The 17,659-nt window shown below is 46.8% G+C and carries 20 protein-coding genes; 7 read left to right on the forward strand and 13 right to left on the reverse strand.

The features are described from left to right. Positions 1-7: 7 nt before the first annotated feature. From murI to ADH67_RS01295, 8 genes are all read right to left on the reverse strand, one after another. Positions 8-802 (reverse strand): glutamate racemase, encoded by a 795-nt coding sequence (gene murI, locus ADH67_RS01260; protein WP_066590908.1) that lies wholly within the window; start codon positions 800-802, stop codon positions 8-10. Beyond that, entirely contained in the window at positions 787-1,689 is a 903-nt protein-coding gene (locus ADH67_RS01265; RefSeq protein WP_066590910.1) for a DMT family transporter, read from the reverse strand. The genes murI and ADH67_RS01265 overlap by 16 nt, the downstream gene beginning before the upstream one ends. Next, positions 1,667-2,539, reverse strand: coding sequence for a pseudouridine synthase (locus ADH67_RS01270; protein ID WP_066590911.1), 873 nt, complete (start codon positions 2,537-2,539; stop codon positions 1,667-1,669). The genes ADH67_RS01265 and ADH67_RS01270 overlap by 23 nt, the downstream gene beginning before the upstream one ends. A 2-nt stretch (positions 2,540-2,541) precedes the next feature. After that, positions 2,542-3,537, reverse strand: a complete 996-nt coding sequence (locus ADH67_RS01275; RefSeq protein WP_066590913.1) for an L-threonylcarbamoyladenylate synthase — start codon at positions 3,535-3,537, stop codon at positions 2,542-2,544. Positions 3,538-3,625: 88 nt separating this feature from the next. Next, positions 3,626-4,795: a 5-(carboxyamino)imidazole ribonucleotide synthase gene (locus ADH67_RS01280; protein WP_066590915.1), complete on the reverse strand. Its 1,170-nt coding sequence runs from the start codon at positions 4,793-4,795 to the stop codon at positions 3,626-3,628. Between the two features lie 8 nt (positions 4,796-4,803). Beyond that, positions 4,804-5,304, reverse strand: coding sequence for a 5-(carboxyamino)imidazole ribonucleotide mutase (purE, locus tag ADH67_RS01285; RefSeq protein WP_066590917.1), 501 nt, complete (start codon positions 5,302-5,304; stop codon positions 4,804-4,806). 61 nt (positions 5,305-5,365) lie between these two features. Continuing rightward, the gene (locus tag ADH67_RS01290; protein ID WP_066590918.1) at positions 5,366-6,259 is read right to left on the reverse strand and encodes a phosphoribosylaminoimidazolesuccinocarboxamide synthase; all 894 of its coding nucleotides are present in this window, start codon (positions 6,257-6,259) and stop codon (positions 5,366-5,368) included. A gap of 126 nt (positions 6,260-6,385) precedes the next feature. Beyond that, complete coding sequence (locus ADH67_RS01295) at positions 6,386-7,312, reverse strand: hypothetical protein (protein ID WP_066590920.1); 927 nt, start codon at positions 7,310-7,312, stop codon at positions 6,386-6,388. Positions 7,313-7,501: 189 nt separating this feature from the next. On the opposite strand from ADH67_RS01295, the gene ADH67_RS01300 reads away from it, so the two are divergent. Continuing rightward, a complete protein-coding gene (locus ADH67_RS01300) occupies positions 7,502-7,852 on the forward strand; it encodes a hypothetical protein (protein ID WP_143597697.1) in 351 nt (116 codons plus the stop codon). Here ADH67_RS01300 and thiE read toward each other — a convergent pair. The 3 genes from thiE to ADH67_RS01315 form a co-directional block, all read right to left on the reverse strand. Continuing rightward, a complete protein-coding gene (gene thiE / locus ADH67_RS01305) occupies positions 7,849-8,484 on the reverse strand; it encodes a thiamine phosphate synthase (RefSeq protein WP_066590924.1) in 636 nt (211 codons plus the stop codon). The genes ADH67_RS01300 and thiE overlap by 4 nt on opposite strands. Beyond that, a complete protein-coding gene (thiM, locus tag ADH67_RS01310; RefSeq protein ID WP_066590927.1) occupies positions 8,477-9,271 on the reverse strand; it encodes a hydroxyethylthiazole kinase in 795 nt (264 codons plus the stop codon). The genes thiE and thiM overlap by 8 nt, the downstream gene beginning before the upstream one ends. A 101-nt stretch (positions 9,272-9,372) precedes the next feature. Next, positions 9,373-10,188 (reverse strand): sulfite exporter TauE/SafE family protein, encoded by an 816-nt coding sequence (locus ADH67_RS01315; RefSeq protein WP_066590929.1) that lies wholly within the window; start codon positions 10,186-10,188, stop codon positions 9,373-9,375. A 261-nt stretch (positions 10,189-10,449) separates the two neighbouring features. Between ADH67_RS01315 and ADH67_RS01320 the strand changes: the two genes are divergently transcribed. Next, entirely contained in the window at positions 10,450-11,397 is a 948-nt protein-coding gene (locus ADH67_RS01320; RefSeq protein WP_066590931.1) for a LysR family transcriptional regulator, read from the forward strand. A gap of 3 nt (positions 11,398-11,400) precedes the next feature. Here the strand turns inward: ADH67_RS01320 and ADH67_RS01325 are convergent, their stop codons facing one another. Next, positions 11,401-12,303, reverse strand: coding sequence for a malonate decarboxylase subunit epsilon (locus ADH67_RS01325; RefSeq protein ID WP_066590933.1), 903 nt, complete (start codon positions 12,301-12,303; stop codon positions 11,401-11,403). Between the two features lie 4 nt (positions 12,304-12,307). Further along, the gene (locus tag ADH67_RS01330) at positions 12,308-12,970 is read right to left on the reverse strand and encodes a malonate decarboxylase holo-ACP synthase (protein WP_066590935.1); all 663 of its coding nucleotides are present in this window, start codon (positions 12,968-12,970) and stop codon (positions 12,308-12,310) included. Between the two features lie 201 nt (positions 12,971-13,171). Here ADH67_RS01330 and mdcA point away from each other — a divergent pair, with 201 nt between their 5' ends. The 5 genes from mdcA to mdcE are packed head-to-tail and all read left to right on the forward strand — an operon-like array spanning position 13,172 to position 17,598. Continuing rightward, a complete protein-coding gene (mdcA, locus tag ADH67_RS01335; RefSeq protein ID WP_066590937.1) occupies positions 13,172-14,824 on the forward strand; it encodes a malonate decarboxylase subunit alpha in 1,653 nt (550 codons plus the stop codon). Continuing rightward, on the forward strand, positions 14,824-15,666 hold the full coding sequence (locus tag ADH67_RS01340) for a triphosphoribosyl-dephospho-CoA synthase (protein ID WP_066590939.1): 843 nt from the start codon (positions 14,824-14,826) through the stop codon (positions 15,664-15,666). Before mdcA ends, ADH67_RS01340 begins: the two co-directional genes overlap by 1 nt. Positions 15,667-15,676: 10 nt before the next feature. Further along, positions 15,677-15,982 (forward strand): malonate decarboxylase acyl carrier protein, encoded by a 306-nt coding sequence (gene mdcC, locus ADH67_RS01345; RefSeq protein WP_066590941.1) that lies wholly within the window; start codon positions 15,677-15,679, stop codon positions 15,980-15,982. Beyond that, positions 15,963-16,814 carry a biotin-independent malonate decarboxylase subunit beta gene (locus ADH67_RS01350; RefSeq protein WP_369911100.1) on the forward strand — a complete coding sequence of 284 codons (852 nt, stop codon included), beginning with the start codon at positions 15,963-15,965 and terminating at the stop codon, positions 16,812-16,814. The genes mdcC and ADH67_RS01350 overlap by 20 nt, the downstream gene beginning before the upstream one ends. Then, positions 16,807-17,598, forward strand: a complete 792-nt coding sequence (gene mdcE / locus ADH67_RS01355) for a biotin-independent malonate decarboxylase subunit gamma (RefSeq protein WP_066590945.1) — start codon at positions 16,807-16,809, stop codon at positions 17,596-17,598. Before ADH67_RS01350 ends, mdcE begins: the two co-directional genes overlap by 8 nt. Positions 17,599-17,659 lie beyond the last annotated feature (61 nt).

A 17,659-nucleotide genomic window follows, 5' to 3' on the forward strand; every position in this document is an offset into this window, starting at 1 on the left:
CGAAAAACTAGATTTCCAAATTCTCTGCTGAAACGGGTTTGCCCCAGAGCATAGAGATAATCTCCTGAGTTTTGGGAGTCAAACCTGTAATCAAAAATCTTTCCGTTCCTGGTTTTGCGAGTTCCAAGCTTCCTTGTTTTTCCAGTTGGTGTAAGACTTGCTTAGCCACGGCTGGGCTAGGATCGTAGACCATTACATTCGGTCCCAAAGCCTTGGAGATTTGTTTTTTTAGAAACGGATAGTGTGTGCACCCTAGAACCGTAAAGTCAGCGTTGGCCTCTTTGATTGGCTTTGTGTACTTCTCGATTAAGTCAATGGTTTCAGGAGCGTCCCAAGCGCCGTTTTCGACGCAATTCATCAGCCCCGAACATTTCATGGAGACTACTTTGACTTTATTGTCCGGGTTGTAGGTATTCAATAATTTTTGGTATCGTTCGCTGGAAATTGTACGCGTTGTTGCCATGACCCCAACAGCTCCGGTCTTAGTGTTCAGAACAGCAGGCTTTAAAGCCGGTTCTACGCCAATCACGGGAATAGACACTTTTGTTCTGAGGATATCTATAGCGGCAGCTGTTGCGGTATTGCAGGCCACGACGATGGCTTTGGCATTATGTTTGAGGAAAAAGTCCGAGATCTTGAGAACCCTTTCAATTACAAAGGCTTCGGGTTGGTCACCGTAAGGAGCGTTTCCGCAATCTCCGACATAGAGAATATCCTCGGAAGGCAGAATTTTACGAACTTCTCGGGCAATTGAGAGACCTCCCAACCCGGAGTCAAAAATACCAATTATTCCTTTTTGCACGCAAGTTTCCTCTCTTGAATATATCTAGGCAGCCAAGAGCTGATAATGACACTGGCTACCACTAGGACGCCGCCGAAGGCTGCCATCAGTCCGATTTTCTCTCCAACGAGCCAACCGATAATCCCGGCAAACACAGGTTCTAACGTGTAAATGAGGACTGCCTTTGTCGGGGAGACTGTTTTTTGGGCCCAGTTGATAACGATTTGATTGAAAGCAATCATTCCGGCCAGAATGGCTATACAGACAATCAAAGTCGGATTCCAACTGACATAGACGTCTTCAAACGCAATGGTATAAGCTGTGCTCCAAGCTGCTACCACGGTCAGCTGAGTTAAACAAAAGGCTTTTGGATTGCACTGAGTTGCGAATTTTCCGATAACAATAATTTCTAATGCGCAAGCCAAAGCCGAGGCAATCGTCAGCCATTCTCCGAAACTCCCGGAAAAAGAAAGTTTCGTTGGATCAAGAATCAGCAGCATGCCTCCGAAAGCAACGGCAATACCAAGGCCAACCGTTAATTCAGGAACTTTTCTGAACAGAATTAACTGCAGCAAAGGGACAAAAGGCACATACAAGGCGGTTAGAAAGGCCGAGATAGAGCTCGGAATTGTTTGAAGGCCTACCGTCTGAAGAAAATATCCGAAGAAGATGCAGGTGCCGGCCCAAAGTCCACCCATCCAGTCTACCCGGGTAATGTTTTTTAATTCTTTGCCCATGATAAGAGCCGTGAGCAAAGCACCCAAGATAAATCTAGACGTGACTAAAAGCCCCGGAGAGATGCTTTCCAGGGCTGTAGCAATAAGAATGAAGGAGCTGCCCCAAAGAAAACAGACGGAGACGAGCCCCCATTCGGGTGAAATATGTTTAAGACTTTTTCCTATTTCCATTTAGGTTTCTCTTGGGACTTATTGATTTTTTTGAATAAGAAAAACTTGTTTTTTTGTGATAAGAGGAAGCTTCGAAAGATTCGTTTTCCTGCAGATAACGCCAGTTACCGATGGGCAGTTTTCCAAGATTGATGCCGCCGATTCGAACTCGCTTTAATTGAAGAACTTTTAAGCCTACGGCTTCGCACATCTTACGAATCTGGCGGTTTCGGCCTTCGCGCAGAACAAATCGAAGCTGATTGTCATTAATCCATTCGACTTTGGCACGAAGAAGTTTTTTACCGTCAATTTCGAGTCCGAAGTTCAAGAGCTGAAGATTTTCTTCCGGGAAGTCAGCATTAGAAGTACCGTCGGCCGGAGTGACCCGTACAATGTATTCTTTGTCTACATTGCTTTCTTCGCCGACGAGCTTTTTAGCAACTCTGCCGTCCTGCGTGAGAACGAGAAGTCCTGTGGAATTGATGTCCAAACGTCCTGCGGGTACTAAACCTTTTCTTTGAAAAGGTTTAAAGACTTTTTTAACCGGATCTTCCGACCAATGATTTTCATCGGTAATCAAGACCTTTGCCGGCTCATAGCCGTCTTCTGCCTGTCCGCTGACATAACCGAGCGGCTTATTAAGCAGGATAGTGACTTTTTCGGCCTGTTCGGTTTTTGCCGCATTATTGATAGTTATTTTTTGATCAGGACGTATTTTGGTGCCGAGCTCGGTGATTTTGACGCCGTCGACGCTTACCCAGCCTTTTTCAATCCAAGAATCTGCTTCACGTCGTGAGCAAATGCCGAGTTCTCCCATTCTCTTAGAGAGACGAACTAAACCTGCGCCGGGGGAATTCTCTTGTTCAGACATAATTATTCCTTTTTAGCCGAAGCTCTTGTCAGACGATCCAAAACGCCTGCCGAGGACGGAGAATACTCAGGAGGAACAACAAAAATTCTGTCAATATCCTCTTTATCCAGGTCATGCATCCATTGATAAAGATGGGCAGAAAGTTCCGGTACTGAAGAGTAGGCAAATGTTTTTTCTGATACCGGTTTAAATCGACGGGCAATTTTTTCCGGCGCAATTAGACCGAATGTTTTGAATTGTCTTGCCAGAAATTGAGTTCTGCCCGGCAAATCTTGGACTGAGACCATTTCCATCTTGTGCTTCGGAGCGTAGTGGCTCTTTAAAGTACCGGAGACTCTCGGAGAGTTGTACACGGTTCCGTGCATGACAGGCTTGCCGATAACAGAGGAGATTTGGTCAGAGTCAATTGCTCCTTCCCTTAAGATTCTCGGGGTATCGCCTGAAAGATCCAGAATTGTGGATTCAATGCCCACCTCGCACGGACCGCCGTCGATGATAAGGTCAACCTTGCCTTCAGGCTTCTCACCTAAATCATCGCGAACGTGCTGAGCAGTGGAAGGGCTGATCCGTCCGAAAGAGTTAGCACTCGGTGCAGCCAGTCCTTTCCCTTGTCCCCTGTCAAAGATTTCCAAGAGGCGGTGAGCAATCGGGTGAGAGGGGCACCGTAAAGCTACCGTGTCCTGTCCTCCGGTTACAAAATCTTTAGCAACATCTGATTTTTTTAGAATGATCGTCAAAGGACCGGGCCAGAAGGTATCCGTTAACTTTTTTGCATCTTCGTTAAAGTCGCTGGCCCAACGAGGAATCGCCTTGGCGTTGGCTAAATGAACAATCAAAGGATGATTGGACGGCCGATTTTTTGCTTTATAGATGGACTGTACTGCCTCTTGATTCTCAGCATCCGCAGCCAAACCGTAAACAGTTTCCGTCGGAATGCCGACGAGGCCTCCGTCGTCCAAAATTTTTATTGCTTTTTGAAGCAGATCGTTATCGAGCATATCCGGTTATTTACAAAATCAGAATGGCTAATTTTAATGTTCAAACGGCCGGTTAAGTTCACCGGCCGTTTGATTTGAGAGCATTAAACTATATGTGTTCAGGCTTTGGAAGACCGATCGCATCGCAGACCTGAAGAGCGCACTTCATCGCTTCTTCGGGAGTGGAGCCTACACAAGTAATGTGCCCCATCTTTCTGCCTTTTCTGGCGTCTAATTTGCCGTACAAGTGCAGTTTGGCATGCGGGAAGGCTAAGACCTTATCCCAATCAGGCTCAAACTTGTTGCCGTCGGGTTTAAACCACAGATTGCCGAGGATGTTGAGCATGACGGTATATTGAATTTGGGTGGTGTCTCCCAAAGGCATATTTGTCATGGCCCGAACCTGCTGGTCATATTGGCTGCTGATGCAGCCTTCGATAGTGGCGTGGCCGGAGTTGTGAGGACGTGGAGCTAATTCATTAACAATGATTTCGCCGTTCTCGAGGATAAAAAATTCAACGCAAAGAACACCGACATAGTCAAGACTATTGACAATGTGTTTAGCGATGGAACGAGCCTTGTCTGCTTGTTCTTGGCTGATTCTTGCCGGCATGATGGATACTGCCAAGATACCGTCACGATGTTCGTTCTCCGAAACCGGGAAAGTTGTTGCTTCGCCCATGGCGTTGCGGGCTGAAATCACGGATACTTCTCTCCAGAGAGGAAGCATTTTCTCAAGTACGCATTTAACTCTACCGAGGGTATTGAATGCTTCAGTCAATTCAGCTTTATTTTTGACGCGAATTTGGCCTTTGCCGTCATAGCCCAAGCGGGCTGTTTTCAAAATACCTGGGAAAAGATTTTCATCGACGTTTTCAATATCCTGAGCAGATGCAATTAAGCAGTGAGGAGCGACGGGGGCGCCGATAGAACTCAAGAAAGATTTTTCGTCTAAACGGTCCTGTGTGATGGAAACGGACTTAGCAGCAGGGGAAACCTTCGTCATCTTAGCGAGAATTTCTAGACTATCGGCTGGAACGTTTTCAAACTCGGTAGTGACGGAGAGACACTTCTCTCCTAACTTTTCCAGGGCTGAGCGATCGGTGTAGGCAGCACAAAGATGCATTTCACTGACGGCTGCGGCCGGGGCGTGCGGATCTTTTTCTAAAACGCAGACTCTGTAGCCAAGCGTAGCGGCCGCCTGTGCGAACATACGGCCCAATTGACCGCCCCCAAGAAGGCCGAGCCAAGCGCCCGGCAAAATCGGTTCATGAGTCATGGTGTTCCTTAGGCGGGAAGTTCCATTGCACGGGCTTTGGCGTTTTGTGCTTTGCGAAATTCAGCAAGCTTCTCGGCCAATCCTGGGCAGGTTGTTCCGAGAATTTCAACAGCGAAAAGAGCTGCGTTAGCAGCTCCTGCTTCACCGATAGCAAAAGTGCCGACAGGAACGCCTTTAGGCATTTGAACGATAGAGTACAAAGAGTCGACGCCCTTCAAATAGCGAGAGGGGACAGGAACGCCGAGAACTGGCAGAGTCGTTTTAGCGGCGAGCATTCCGGGCAGGTGAGCAGCTCCGCCGGCGCCGGCGATGATGACTTTGATGCCGCGGTCTCTGGCGGTTTCTGCATATTTGAACATTTCATCAGGCATACGGTGGGCAGAAACGACCTTTGCTTCATAAGGTACATTGAAATTTTTCAGCATTTCCACGGCATTGCCCATGACTTCCCAGTCGGAACTGGAACCCATCAGAACGCCTACCACCGGGGATTCTATTTTTTCTGTCATGAATTTTTCCTCTAGATAGCGACGAAGGCGCACGAGTGCGCCTTGTTTTCGAGATTTTAAATTAAGCTTCTACGCCTTTGCCTGTTAAGCGCTTCAAGGCTTCTTCATATTTTTTACTAGTCTTCTGAAGAATTTCGGCCGGAGCTCTCGGAGCCGGAGCCTTCTTGTTCCACGGCTGAGTTTCAAGCCAATCACGGATGAACTGCTTATCGAAGCTTGGTTCAGACTGACCGACTTTATATTGATCAGCAGGCCAGAATCTGGAGCTGTCGGGAGTAAGGATTTCGTCCATCAAGACAACCGTACCGTTTTCATCCAAGCCGAATTCAAATTTTGTATCGGCAATGATGATGCCTTTAGTGGCGGCATAGTCGGCTGCCTTCTTATAGAGTCTTAATGTGTAGTCACGAATTTTTTCGGCAATTTCCGGACCGACTAATTCAACGACTTGTTCATAGGAGACGTTTTCGTCGTGATGGCCTGCTTCTGCTTTAGCTGCAGGAGTAAAGATTGGTTCAGGAAGTTTTTCGCTTTGCTTTAAGCCTGCCGGAAGCTTAACTCCGCAGACCGTACCGTTTTGCTGGTATTCTTTCCAGCCGCTGCCGGCTAAATAGCCGCGGGCGACGCATTCAACGAGGATTGGTTTGAGTCTCTTTGCAACAACGGCACGCCCTTTAACTTGGTCTCTTTCTTCAGGAGCTACCACAGATTCAGGATCGATACCTGTCAAGTGGTTAGGGACAATTCCGTCCAATTCTTTGAACCAGAAGTCAGTTAATCCGGTGAGAATTTTTCCTTTGTTAGGAATGGGATCATCAAGGATTACGTCAAAAGCAGAGATTCTATCGCTGGCTACGATTAAAAGTTTGTCTTCTCCGACAGCGTAGCTGTCTCTAACTTTTCCTCTATAGACTAGGGGGAGAGATTTAATAGAGGTTTTAACAATTTCGGCCATTTAAAGTCCTCAGTGGAATTGAAGATGACGGTTAAAAAATGTGCACCGTCTTTGGTGCACATTTTAATTAAACCAAGTCGCCTATAACCAGCTCAAAGCTTTAAATTTCCTTTCTTTGCAAGCAGGTTACTGCTGTTTTACAAAAACACTTTGAGCGAGTAATGCAAAGAAGGGCTGAGCCTTCTGCATGGCTTCCTGAAGCTGCAGTTCAGTTTGATCTGATTTCTTGGTAATTTCGGCCGCTAACAAAATAGTCTTGTCTTCGAGAGGAACTGCATAATAGGTTACTGCGTTTTTCGACTCAGATGTCACAGGGTACTCTAAATATTTAATCTGAGAGTTTCCCAATTTCTTTGCCGTTGTGCCGGGTTTGTCTTTTTCCAAACCTGCCATAATACTGTCAACGGTTGCACCCTCCGGAGTGCTGATCAGGGAGACTGCGTATGGCCCGTCGCCGGATTCGCTTCTCCATGTCATCAATGTTGTTCCGTTAGCATTCAGATCTTGGCTGACATCCCACGAAATCGGAAGCTGGACGGTCAGAGGTGTTTCCAATCCTTTAACTTGGACATTGACCGTCTTGCGGTAACCTGCCTGCCATTCGTCCATCGGGTTTGGATAACGCATGGATAGGAGGTAAGGGACGAGCGGATCGATAACTTTTTCCTCGGTACCGGCCTTGAAGTTGTTAATCCAGGTTTCAGCCTTATCCATTCTTTCTTTACTGAAAGTATCATTCATCCATTTTGTGACTTGGTCTTTGGCTTCTCCTCCCTTCTCAAGTCCCTGCTGCCACTTTTCTTTAAATTGGTCTTTGATGCCAGGCCACTTTTCTTTCAGTTCCTGAGAATATTTGTCTACTTCGCCAGGGGTTTTGTCTGCCCAATTCTTTACGGTATCCGTTATGGAATCTAAGAAAGAGGTTGCTTTTTGACCGAAGCTTTCAGCAGCAGGAGCATTTTGGACTGCTGCCGGCGCATCGGACGCGGTTTGGGCCTGAACTGAAGAAAGAGCGGCTGCTGCAAGCACTGCAAGCAAAGTCTTCTGATACATAATAAAATTTCCTTTTTATTAATCGGATAAAAGAAGAGTACACGTTCTTAGCTAAAGCTTCGAACTTCAACTCTCAAAAAGAACACTCCGAATCGTTTTTTGTTAAAGGTCTTTTCAATGGTTTTCCGCTGGCAAATTTGGTTTTTAATTTCTTTCCTGGCCGTGGCCTCCTGGAGTTTGTCCAATTCTATGAATTCTTTTGGAGAAGGAGAAGCGCTGGGGGAAGCCAACTGGGAATATGCCATCAAACAAGACTTCCCGTCCTTGGAAGCCTTCTGTCAGAAAAAAGGGTTAACCTCGACTGCAAAAGACCCTGCCGTCTATACCGCAGCTCCTTTTTCCGACGAAAATCCTTTGTTTTGTTCTCCGACTTTAGAGCAAGCAAAAGCTTCTTACGGACTGTTTGTTCAAACTCAAGCAAGAAAAGCTAGCATTCGACTAACTTTTCAATTTATCGGCTGCTGGATAGCTATTCTTCTTGTCAGTTTCGGCGCGATGAAGTTCATCAATAGAAATCAGAATAAGAAGAAATCTAATTAGTCACCATCTTTGATTTCTGCCCTGAGTTTTTTAGTCGCTTCGTAGGGTGAGGCGGCTCCGCAGATAGCAGAGACGACAGCGATACCGTCAACGCCGGTCAGCATCGTCTCTTTGGCGTTAGATTCGTTAATTCCGCCGATAGCGACCACCGGTAAGGAGGTTTGCTTCTTGAGTGCTTTAAGCTCTTGGAGCCCGATAGCTTTGCCGGCGTCCTTTTTAGTGGTTGTCGCAAATACCGGACCAATGCCCAAATAATCAACATCCTCAGTTACCGTCTGCATTTCTTCTTGGCTGCCGACGGAAAGACCGATGATGACATTTTTTCCCATCAGCTTTCTGACTTCATTTACAGGCAAATCTGCTTGACCCACATGAACACCGTCGGCTCTGCAAATTAAAGCGATGTCGAGATGGTCGTCAATGATTAAAGGCACACCGGTTCCGCAAAGGGCCTTTTTTAACAGGAGTGCGGCATCGAGCTGCTTGCGCTTTTTCCATTCAGGCGCACGCAGCTGAACAACAGTGGCACCGCCGCGAACAGCCTCTAAGGCGGTTTCAACCATCTGTTCCGGCGTCGGACACAGATTGGCGTCCAAAACTAGATATAAAGACAGATCGATTGGATTAGGCATTGAAGTCTTCCGGTTTTAAGTTGTACAGGGCGTCCAGGTAGGCGGCATGGAAAGACCCCGGGCCTTTAGAGTCAGACGCTGCTTTTTCGGAGGCCTTTTTTACATAGGCGCAACAAGCGGCTGCGGCTTCAAGTTTGCTATCCGTACTGCTGATGAAGGCGGCAATTAAAGTAGACAAAGAGCAGCCGGTTCCGACAACCTTCGTAATCAACGGGTTCCCGCCTTCAGCGGAATAGGTGGTAGTGCCGTCCGTGATGTAATCTGTCCGGCCGGTAACGACCACGATGGAAGAATAGTGCTCAGCCAGTTCAACGGCAGCCTGAAGGGCAGAATCAGAGGAATCCATACTGTCTACACCTTTTCCGCCGGAGCCTTGCCCTGCAAGAAATTTGATTTCAGAAGCATTGCCGCGAATTACGTCGGGGCCGGTTCTCATCAATTCAAAGATGATTTTGTCACGCCAAACGAGGGCCCCCGCAGCCACCGGATCTAAGATCCATGGTTTACCTAATTCTCTGGCTTTTCGGGCGGCCGCTTTCATGATTTGGACACGCATTGAAAACGGCGTCCCGACATTGATGGACAGACCATCGCAGATGCCGACAAAGTCTTCCGCCTCGCCTTCTCCGACAACCATGGCAGGAGAGGCGCCTGCAGCTAACAAAACATTAGCGGTAATTTCTTGGACCACTTCATTGGTCACACAATGAATCAAAGGATTCTTTCTTCTAACGAGACTTAAATATTCAGCTACTGAAGAGCCGGGGATGAACTGGACAGCGGTCATTACTTTTAGCAGAGTAAATAATAAAGCACCAAGTTTAAGACGAAGTTTCTAAGAAAAATAGAAACCAAGCAACCGGGTGCTTCAATTAGGCAGAAAACTTTTTACCAAGCCAAATAGGCTTGTCTAAGCATGTAAACGCAAATGCAGCAGAGCAAGCAGGCAAAGCATTTTTTGAGAGGCTTCACATCGATGGAGTGAGCTACTTTTGCGCCGACAGGTGCCAAAAGAACGCTTGGAATAGCCAGAGCAAACAAAGCAGGGATGCAGATGTAGCCGATATCGATCGGCCATTGTGGAAGTCCTTGGACGTTCCAGCCGCTGATAATGTAGCCCATAGTACCGAATAAAGCGATTGGGAATCCCAGGGCCGCACTGGTAGCCACAGCATTGTGCATTTTGACATTGCACCAAATCATCCAGGGGACGGAAATAAAGCCTCCGCCGGCACCTACCAAGGCCGAAAGGACACCGATAATGGTACCGACAAATATGCGTCCGATATTTCCGGGAAGTTCCCTGTCAGCTTTCGGAGGTTTGTTCATAAACATCTTGAACGCAGAAAAACCAACGAAGCAGCAGAAAATTAAAGAGATCCAAAATGTGGAAAGAAGGCTGGCAATCTGTGCGCCAAGCAAAGCCCCGAGCAAGATGCCGGGTGCGACCGATGCGACTACATTCCATAGAACGGCGCCTCTTTTATGATGGGCACGAACTGAGGAGATGGAAGTAAAGGTGATGGTTGCCAAGGAAGTGGCGATGGCAACGTGAACAATATGATCGTGTGGGATGAGCGAAGCAGGGATGAGCATGATCAGGAAAGGCGTCATAATCATTCCGCCACCGATCCCTAAAAGACCTGCTAAAAATCCAGTGCAACATCCTAATGCAGCGAGGAGCGCAATTGTTTGTAATTCCACTTGAACCTCTTTTCTTGTGTAACTTGTGTCTTGGGAAAGTTTTAGTAATAGAAAACTAATCAGAAATATAACGCCTAGATACTGATGATTACGGGACTGAAAGGACAAGATTCGGGAAAAATCGGATTTTCTCTTTTCCTCGGAAGTGCTATCACCTCTTCTTGGAGCGGGTGAATTTAACAGGAATGAATCCGGAGTTCTCTCTTTGCTTCTCAGGAATCGCCGATCCAGGTCTATGAGAGAAAAATAAGGCTGATAAAAATGAACAAAGATTACTTTGAAGGATTTCGTCTGAATGAAGAAATTACCTTAAGGAAGATAGAGATATTTTTATCTTTTATGGAAACAGGAAATTTAGGCAGAACTGCGGAAGCTTTGGATATGAGTTCGGTCAGTATTCACCGGGCGCTTCATTCTTTGGAAGACGGTTTAGGCTGTCCTCTGTTTTCCCATCGCGGTCGGCTGCTGCGTCCTCTCGAAACCGCCAAGCTTTTTCAATCTCATTGTCAAGAAGTTATAGATCATCTGACTCATGCGGTTGAACTAACAAAAATTGCCGGCGGTGTCGGCAGTCCCTTGGTGAAAGTGGGAACTTTGTACTCCCTGACCATCCGCACGCTTCCTTATTTGATCAATGCTTCGAAATTGCGTCGCCCCGGGATCGAGTTTGAATTAACAATGGGCTCTAATGAGAAACTGCTGTCTAAGCTTGACAGAAATGAGTTGGACCTTATTGTTATTGCTTTAGATGAGCAAAGCGATCTGCCAAGTCATTTTGAAATCCTGCCACTCTTTGTTGACGAACTTTTTCTTGCCACTCCCGCTTGGATGAAAATCCACACTCAAGAGGCCGTTCCTTTGTCGGCCTTTGAGAATGAACGGTTCATCACCTTGGCACCCGGGTTCGCCACTTATGAAGATTTTCGGCAGCTTTTTAAGAAAGCTGATATTTCTCCTAAACACATTACCGAAGTAAAAGACATTTTTTCCGCTTTAAGTTTAGTAAACGCGGGAGTCGGTGTTTCCATTCTTCCCGGCAGAATGTCTGCCGTTTATCCGGATACCGTTAATTTTATTCCGCTTCAGCCTCCATGCCGTAGAAGTCAATCCATCACAATGGTATTTAAGCGCAGCAGACAGCATGAGCCGAATATCTTGGCTCTGGTAGCTGAAGGAAGAATGTTTGCGCGAAGTCTACGAAATAAATAGGCCTTACTGCATAAATTCGAGCTGATCGAAGATTTCTTCCACTTTCATGGTTTGGACGCTGATGCATAAACTTTCCAAGAATGCTTTTTTAGTTAGTCCTGTCAACGTTTCTCCGGGAGGCATTTCAATTGCAACATTGCAGCCTCTTTGGAAAACACTGACCATCGCTTCATGCCATTGGGTTCGGCGGCACATATTAAAGAGAAGATCTTCTTTGAGTTTTTCGGGATCAAAAATCGCCCGGCCGGTAGAGCCGCTGATGTAAGTGATGCGGGGTCTGGACAATTCAACATTAGAAAATTCTTCGGCTAATGCGTTTGCGGCACTGTTAAGAAGTTCACAGTGTGAGGGAACAGTAATTTTAATGCGGACGCATTTGACTGCCCCTGCTTTTAGGGCGGCCGCGGAGGCATTACTCATGTTTTCATTGCTGCCTGCGACAACGATTTGGTCTTCAGCGTTGTAATTGGCGATGAAGCAGCCGGTATCGGTACAAATTTGCTCAACTTTTCCTAACGTCAATCCGACGACTGCAGTCAAACCGTATCCGGTTGGATAGGCCTCCTGCATCAGGGTTCCTCTCCTATAAACTATTTTTAGCGCGGTTTGCATCGGCAAAGCACCTGCTATCACAGCAGCGGGAAAGGCACCGATGGACAGTCCAGCAGTAAAAGACGGTTTTATGCCTTTTTGAATGAAGTCATTAGCCCAACTGACGCCGCAAATAAGAAGGGAAGCCTGAACATTAGCGTTGTGTTGGAGCGCTTCTTCGGTTGTGAGCTCGCCCAAGCTTTTGTTCAAGGTTTGGAGGCAGAGATCTTCATAGAAATTACGGTTTGCAATCCCATCTAGCATGCGGGGATACTGTGAACCCTGACCTGGAAAAGAGAAGAGGATTTTACGCATAAGATCACCAAGGATTATCGGTTAAGAGCGGACCGGTGTTTGTTTTAAGGAGAACCTTTTTAGTTCTCAGCCATTCTTTATAAGAGAATCCGCCTTTAGAAGTTTGAATCTGAATATCTAGTTGGAATTTAGGATTCAGAATCCACGATTTTAACGAAGCTAAATGGTTTAGCTCTTCTTCATTGTTGGCTCTGATAACTAAATCAATATCGCTTGTATCTCGAAAGTATTTTCTTCCGACCGCTAAAGAAAAACCGAAAGAACCTGAGATTCCCCATTTCACTGAATTTTTTAATTTCTCATTTGCTTGGATAAATTCCGAGAAATCTTTTAAGTAGTCGAGCTGGGGAGATTTAAGGCTCGTCGATTGAAGAAACACTGCGGTGTCTTCCGGAGAGAGTTTTCTTAAGACGTCTTGAGTTGAAATAAAACCGCTGTATCGCTGACTTCGCATCGTTCCTCTGAAGCCGACGGGAATTTTCTCTAATGATACGGCGTCTCGTCTGACGACGCATGGAAGACCTTCTTTTATTGAATTTTGCGCCCACTCGGGAGCCTCATTCGGCAGAAGAATCTGAGGACGAAGGAAAAGAAGATCATGCGGAAGAAAAGCTTTGAGGTTCATGCCGTCAATGATAAAGGAGTCTGAAGAAATGGTCAGGCCCAAAATAAAAAATCGGAACGGTTAAAAAAACGAAAAATAATCTGAATAAAATTTTAAATACAGGAAGTTAAGTTTAACAAGATAAGTTTTAAATCAAAATTTTCATTAAGTTAAAAGTAATGAAGTGACGAGAATACTTATTGAAAGAAGCAAGCTGACTTTTCATAATTTTGATAAACAATCACATTCCCAAAGGAGCAATAAATGCAGTTTGGCTCAGAGCCTAAAATTTGGGACAAACGCCGCCGCTTGAAAAAAGAGCGGCTGTCCCGCTTAAAACAAAACGGTAAGGTTATTCCAACTGAAAATATCGTTGCAGCCCTTGAGGCCGTTATTGAACCAGGCAACAAGGTCGTTCTTGAAGGTAATAATCAGAAACAGGCAGATTTTCTCGCCAGATCTTTGTGCGAACTCAATCCGGACAAAGTCCACGATCTGCATATGATCATTCCAAGCATGAGCCTTCCGGAACATTTGGACGTTTTTGAAAAAGGCATCGCCAGAAAGTTAGATTTCTCCTACTCCGGCGCACAAAGCCTCAGAACATCACAGCTTCTTGAAGACGGTGCATTGGAAATCGGTGCCGTTCATACTTATATCGAACTTTATTCCCGTCTCTACGTCGATCTCATCCCTGACGTTGTTTTGGTTGCTGCTTATGCAGCAGACAGAGAAGGCAATCTCTACACCGGTCCGAGCACGGAAGATACTCCGGCACTGCTCGAAGCAGCAGCTTTCCATGACGGTATCGTGATTGCCCAGGTCAATGAGATTGTTGACGATCCCAAAGATTTGAGACGCGTTGATATTCCAGGTTCTTGGGTTGATTTAATCGTGAAGAGCGATAAGCCCTTCTTTATTGAACCGTTGTTTACCCGCGATCCACGCCAGATTAAGAACCAACATGTTTTGATGGGAATGATGGCATTGAAGGGTATCTATGGGCGCCATATGGTTCAGTCTTTGAACCACGGTATTGGTTTTAATACCGCAGCTATTGAACTTCTTCTTCCCACTTACGGTGAAGAACTGGGTCTTAGAGGCAAGATTTGCAAAAACTGGTGCTTGAATCCGCATCCAACGCTAATCCCGGCTATTGAAAGCGGCTGGGTTGAAAGCGTTCACTCATTCGGCGGTGAGCTCGGCATGGAAAAATACATGGCTGCACGCCCGGATGTATTCTTTACCGGCGCTGACGGAAGCATGCGTTCTAACAGAGCTTTCTGCCAAATGGCCGGCCAGTATGCAGCCGATATGTTTATCGGCTCCACTCTGCAGATTGATGCCGAAGGCAACTCCTCTACTGTTACCAAGGGACGCTTATCCGGTTTCGGGGGCGCTCCGAACATGGGCCACGATCCTCACGGAAGACGCCATGCCACAAAAGCATGGCTTGACATGATCAAAGAACCAAGTCCAACTGCCCGCGGCCACAAGCTGGTTGTTCAGATGGTTGAAACATTCCAGGCTAAGGCTAAACCGACATTCGTCGAAAACTTGGAAGCCGTTCAGGTTGCTAAGGACGCCGGAATGCCTCTTGCCCCGATCATGATTTACGCTGATGACGTCACTCATCTTCTGACAGAAGACGGAATCGCTTATCTGTACATGGCTGATTCCATGGAAGAGAGGAAGAAGATGATTGCGGCAGTCGCAGGCATTACCGATATCGGTCTCAGAGCAAACCCGAAGGATGTCGAAAAACTGCGTCAGTCCGGTAAGGTGGCCTTCCCATCTGATTTGGGAATCGATAAGTCCAGAGCTACCCGCTCCATGCTTGCAGCCAAGAGCATTGCTGATTTGGTTGAGTGGTCCGGCGGTTTGTATGAACCACCGGCAAAATTCCGGAGCTGGTAATGAATTCTTCCTTCTCTGATCTTCACTTTCTGGCTGCAAATGCTTCTTTAGCTTTGATAGAAGAAGCGTTCTTGGCCCCTAAGCCCGGATTAGTAGACAGGAGAAGCAGCGGCAGCCATTCCGATATGGATTTGACCTTGATGGAGAGGTCCGCTCAGTGTCTCGAACCCTTCTTCCTGGAGATGGCAAAAGTCTCTTGGGGAAGGGAAGTTGATGCGGTACTTCGAGAAGAGATTGGCCTTATCGGCAGAGAGGCGGAAGCCCAGATGCTTTCTGTGACCGGAGGCGTGAATACGCACAAAGGTGCAATCTGGTCGTTAGGACTTTGCAGTTCCGTTCTGGCTTCGCATCAGATGAATACGTCAAAGAGACGATTCTTCCAAGATATCGCTAAATTGGCGTCCACCGAAGACAGAAAGGCATCTTCTCAGAAACCGACACACGGTCAAACGGTTAAGCAGCTTCATGGCTTGACGGGAGCAAAAGAAGAAGCTCAGGGAGGCTTCCCTCATATTGTCTATGCTTCTTTGCCGATGCTTCATCATTCTCGCAAGAGAGGCTGTTCGGAAGAGAGCGCCAGAATCAACAGCCTGCTGGCTTTGACGGCTTCTCTTAATGATACTTGTGTTGCCTACCGGGGAGGATTGGAAGCTCTCAGAGGGCTGCAGAAAAAGAGCCGTGAGTTTCTTCAGGCCGGAGGCTTGGAAAGTAAAGACGGAGAAAGAATACTGGAAGAACTTGATACCTGGAGCAGAGCGCGGAGAGTCTCTCCCGGAGGGGCCGCGGATCTGCTGGCTACCACATTGTTTATAGATAAATTTAGTTCAATTAGGATTAATTAGGTCGACTATTATGGAAAAAGTTACCTTAACCCTTCAGGCGCCGAAGACATTGGACAAGAGCGTCCAATTACAAAACGGCGTAGTGAGTTCGGGCGATCTGGAAGTAGTGTTTGAATCTTCTGACGGCGATACTTTGACTGTGATTATTAAGAGTTCTGTAGATAACAGTGCAGAACGCTGGAAGGCATTATTTTCCCGCATCCAACAATTCAATTCGGTGCCTGCAGGACGCATGCTGATTAACGATTTCGGTGCATCTCCCGGAGTTGTGCGTTTAAGAGTTGAACAAGTTTTAGATGAGGCCGAACATGCATAACAAAGAGAGTTTTATTGAATTAGGCGCTCGTCAAAGAGCTAAAGCCATTTTAGATTCCGGTTCCTTCCGTGAAATTCTCGGACCTTTTGACGGCGTGGAATCTCCGTGGTTGGAACCTCAGGGAATTGTTCCTCAATCAGATGACGGCATGGTTATCGCTAAAGGAACAATCCAAGGCAAGGATGCCGTTGTCGTAGCCATTGAAGGCTCTTTCCAGGGCGGAAGCATGGGCGAAGTCTCCGGCGCAAAAATGGCGACGGCCATTGACTTAGCAGCAGAAGACTGCTTGGCAGGCAAACCGACTATTGTGGTGCTGTGCTTAGAGACCGGCGGAGTGCGTCTGCAGGAAGCCAACTTAGGTCTGGCCTCTATCGCTGATATTCATGCAGCAATTGTCAGAGCAAGAGAAGTTACTCCAGTTATCGGCGTTATTGCCGGCACCGTCGGATGCTTTGGCGGTATGTCTATTGCAGCCGCATTGTGCAGCTACCTTGTGGTCACCAAAGAAGCCCGTCTTGGCTTGAACGGTCCTCAGGTCATTGAGCAGGAAGCCGGCATCCGTGAGTACAACTCTAAAGACAAACCGTTTATTTGGCAGATGACTGGCGGTGAAGTCAGATCCAGATGCGGGTTTGTGGACAAATTAGTTAAAGATGATGTTCCGGAAATCAAAAAAGCCGTTGAGGAATGTGCCGAAAAGGGCGTTCCCGAACATTTCAGGACCGGATGCATTGATTATTTCTTAGAAACACTTTCTTCCTATGACACTGCTGAGCAGGCTCAGCCGGGAACAGCCGAAAAACTCTATGAAGGAGGATTTAAACATGACTAATGTAAAAAGCCGCGGCGCCGTTTGGTTAGAGAGGCTTGCTCCGGCTGGCGCCCCATTCCTTCCTTTGATAGATTCCGTCAAGGCAGTGGAGCAGGACGGTGCGATTTATGTGGCCGTCGTTCCCGATCCGAATAATCATTATCCTCGTGCCAGAACCGGAGAAGTCGGACTTCTAGAAGGCTGGACTTTGGCTAAAACCATCAGCACCATCGTTAAAGAAGATGCTGATAAGGCTGAAAAGCGTCCAATCGTTGCTATTGTTGACGTGACCAGCCAGGCTTACGGCAGAAGAGAAGAAGCCTTCGGCATTCATCAGGCTTTAGCCGGTTCGGTGGCTGCTTATGCTAAGGCGCGTGAGGCCGGGCATCCGATTGTTTCCTTGATCGTAGGTAAAGCCATGTCAGGTGCTTTCTTAGCTCATGGTTACCAAGCTAACCGTATTTTGGCTTTAGACGATCCTAAGGTTTTAATTCACGCAATGGGCAAAGAATCAGCCGCCAGAATTACTCTGCGCAGCGTGGCCGAACTTGATAAGTTTGCAGCCAAGGTTCCTCCGATGGCTTATGACATTAAGCACTATGCGGAATTAGGTCTTTTGGAAAAACTTCTCAAGGTTTCGTCCGCTGATGATCCGAGTGAAGAAGATGTTAAACAGGCAGCAGATGAAATTGCTGCTGCAATTCAGAAGGCTAAAGAAAGTCCGCGTGATCTCAGAAATCGCTTGTGCAGTCCGAACCGTAAGGCAACATCAGAAGTCAGACGCTTAGTCAAAGAGGCTTGGTAAAAAATCCTTTCTTCCTTAGCTGGAAACACTCAGTCATTTCTTTTTGAGACTGAGTGTTTTT

Source organism: Turicimonas muris, from assembly GCF_002221595.1.
GTDB classification, from domain to species: Bacteria; Pseudomonadota; Gammaproteobacteria; order Burkholderiales; family Burkholderiaceae_F; genus Turicimonas; species Turicimonas muris.